The following is a 3,123-nucleotide window of genomic DNA, read 5'->3' as shown; positions in this document are numbered from 1 at the left end:
GGGCCGTTTCGGGGCGTGCCCTTCCTGCTGAAAGACCTGCTGGCCCACTTCGCCGGAGTCCCCACCCGCAGCGGCAGCCGCTTTTTCCGCGACTTCATCCCCGACCACGATAGCGAAATCGTCCGGCGCTACCGGAAGGCCGGGGTGGTGGTTCTGGGGAAGACCAACACGCCGGAGTTGGGCTTGGTGCCGTATACGGAGCCGGTCCTCTTCGGGCCGTCCCGCAATCCCTGGGACCTCTCCCGGACGACGGGCGGGTCCAGCGGCGGATCGGGGGCGGCGGTAGCCGCCCGCCTGGTCCCGGTCGCACACGGCACCGACGGCGGAGGCTCCATCCGCATCCCTGCCTCCTGCTGCGGCGTCTTCGGCCTGAAGCCCACGCGCGGCCGCATCCCCATGGGCCCCGACATCGGCGAGGCCTGGCGCGGGATGGGCACCCACCACGTCCTGACCCTCTCGGTGCGGGATAGCGCGGCCATGCTGGACGCCACCGCCGGGCCCGATGTCGGCGCCCCGTACATCATCCCGCCGCCCCGGCGCCCGTTTCTGGAGGAAGTGGGACGGGACCCCGGCCGGCTGCGCATCGCCTTCACCACCCGGCCCCTGCTGCCCGGCACCGTCCACCCCGACTGCATCCGGGGGGTAGAGGAGACGGCCCGCCTGTGCCAAGACCTGGGCCACGATGTAGAGGAGGCGGCGCCGCAGATAGACGGCCACGCCTTCGCCCGCGACTTCCTGACCATGGTCTGCGCGGAGACACGGGCGGACATCGCAGAAGGGGAGGCCCTCACGGGGAAGAAGGCCCGCTTTGGGGAATTTGAGCCGGCGACGTGGGCACTGGGTCTGCTGGGGCGGCAGATTTCGGCGGGCGAGTACGCCGGCGCCCTGCGCGCACTGCAGCGCGCGGCCCGTCAGGTGGCAGCGTTCTTTGAGAAATACGACGTCCTCCTGACCCCCACGCTGGCGACACCGCCGATGGAAATCGGATGGCTCCAGCCCACCGGCGTCAAGGCCTTTGCGCTGAAACTGCTGGGGAGCCTCAACGCGGGCGCGCTGCTGAACAAACTGGCCGGCATTGAGGCGCTGGCCGAGGAGGTCTTCGCCTTCATCCCGTTCACGCCGGTCTTCAACGTCACCGGACAGCCGGCGATGTCGGTGCCGCTGGTCTGGAACGGCGAGGGGTTGCCCATCGGGACGCACTTTGTAGCCCACTTCGGGGAGGAGGCGACGCTCTTCCGGCTGGCCGGGCAGTTGGAGCAGGCCCGCCCCTGGTTTGACCGCCGCCCGCCGGTGTGCGCGTAGAGCATCCCACCATCCTCGGCATCCGGAGGCGGAGCCTGAAACCCGCGTCCCATAATGTGTCCCGTGATGTCCCACATTTGCCGTTTCGGCGCAGGCTGCCGGGTACAGGCCCGGCAAAACCATCCAGACCCAGCCCAGGATACCGAAAGTCGACGGTGTAGGAGTTGAGTTCGGCCAGCTCGTCAAGGTCGAGGCTCACCACCAGACCGGCAGGCAGCAAACGAAGTATTTCAGTCAGATCGTGAGTCCTAGGCACCTCGAGCCCGTGAAAGACCAGCAAGGCTTTCGGGTACTTCTCAGCACACTGCTGTGCGTGAAAGCACACCACGTCAAAGGGCAGTCTTCCCCGGGCGTGAACGTACGCTAGGCAGCCGCCAGACTGTGCTGTGCCTTGCGGATCCAGGCGCGCGACCTCGAGCACTTCATCGGAGATCACCATAGAGGATCCGCCCCTCACGGTGCGCGACATAGATGATAGTTCCCGGAATATGTTTCAGTCGCTCAAAATCCCTGACCGTGACGACGAGGTCCTTTGGCACACCCATGCCCGCCAGCAGCCGGTAAAGCATCCAGGTCTTTTCGCTGTCGTCTCGGGCCACCGTTGGCTTCGCCCCTCTGCTTCGCGTCCGGCGGACGCTGTAACCGCCTTCACGCTTCGCCCGAGCCACTGTCGGACTCCCGAAGCCCCCCCCCTACCCCCGCCCTCAAGACTCGCCCACGCCCCCTTTCCCCGCCTGCCGCCCAATCAGCTCGTCCAGCCCCTCGATCAACTCCCTGACCCGCCCCACCCACTGCTCCGCCTTGAAGCTCGGCCACTTCCTCTCGTAATCCTGAGGAAATCTCAACCCCAGCCTGTCCGTCAACATGTCCTTCAGTTTCTTTCGAAATTCCGCAGCTTCCCCCTGATCCTCCAGCCACCCAAAGTTCACAGTTAGCCTGCCGTCTGACCATACCGTGAACAGAGATCTTGGACTGATGCGTTCGTATTTCGGTCCGAACGATCCCCAATCTCGCCCCTTGCCCCAGGCGATCTGATCCGCGGTACGCCGCACGTAGTCGTAAAACTCCCTTATCTTCTCTTCTACGACCACCCCGACCCGCGCTCTCAACTCTTCAAAAAATGCCTCTTCGTCCCACCTCCTTCTGGCGCCAGACGCGCCTTCCCCTCCAGCCGCTTTCCTCGTCTCCGCTCCATACAGCTTCGGAATCGCGATCTCCCAATCCTCGTGCCGGTAAAACTCCACTTCGCACGCTAACACTGTCAGCCCACTACTCATGTTGAGGAACGCGATCAGATCCTTCAAGCGCTCATGCAGCCGGTCCATGAGCACAATGAACGTGAAGCGCCCGGCCCGGATATCAGCCTGAAGTCGGTTGAGTACGCTGGCGACCTCTTCCTCATCCACTCCTAGGAATTCCCTCAGTTTCTCGCGAAAGGGCGCGCCCCATTTCTCCCGGACGACCTCGTCGATCGCGGCTTCCACGTCTGGAGACTCCCGGAACCTGCTCCACAGAGCCGCTCCGTAGTCCAGCACCTGTGCGATCACGAGCCTCTTGTCTGGATTCTTGTACAACTTGGTCTCAATAATGTACAGCCCTCCTTCATCATCCACCGCCAGTACATCCACAGGGCCGCTGGATGTCTGAAACTCACGCGCAATCACGAACAACCGTAGATCCTCTCTCAGCTCGTCCAGCGGAATCAGGTCCGGGTTCTCCTGAATGTACTTCTGAAGACGGTCCTCCTGAGTAACCGGCGTTGGCTTAACCTTCTTCGCCTCCTGGCCTTTCTTCACGATGACGATTGGCATGTTGCCTCCT

Annotated in this window: 2 protein-coding genes and 1 pseudogene; 1 reads left to right on the top strand and 2 read right to left on the bottom strand. The window is 63.8% G+C overall.

All coding sequences use genetic code 11. From position 1 onward, the window contains the following. A partial coding sequence (locus ACFMO5_RS13555) for an amidase (RefSeq protein WP_376793281.1) occupies window positions 1-1,302 on the top strand: 1,302 nt, incomplete at its 5' end. A gap of 193 nt (window positions 1,303-1,495) precedes the next feature. Here the strand turns inward: ACFMO5_RS13555 and ACFMO5_RS13550 are convergent. Together ACFMO5_RS13550 and ACFMO5_RS13545 are read right to left on the bottom strand one after the other, a co-directional pair. Next, a pseudogene (locus ACFMO5_RS13550) lies at window positions 1,496-1,741 on the bottom strand (HEPN domain-containing protein); the annotation flags it as partial. A 265-nt stretch (window positions 1,742-2,006) separates the two neighbouring features. Continuing rightward, the coding region (locus ACFMO5_RS13545; RefSeq protein ID WP_376793280.1) for an endonuclease NucS domain-containing protein at window positions 2,007-3,123 on the bottom strand (1,117 nt) is incomplete at its 5' end.

It is taken from the genome of Thermoflexus sp., assembly GCF_042408365.1.
GTDB lineage: Bacteria > Chloroflexota > Anaerolineae > Thermoflexales > Thermoflexaceae > Thermoflexus.
The sequence above is the reverse complement of the archived record's forward strand: the minus strand, read 5'-3'. Positions and strand labels throughout refer to the sequence as shown.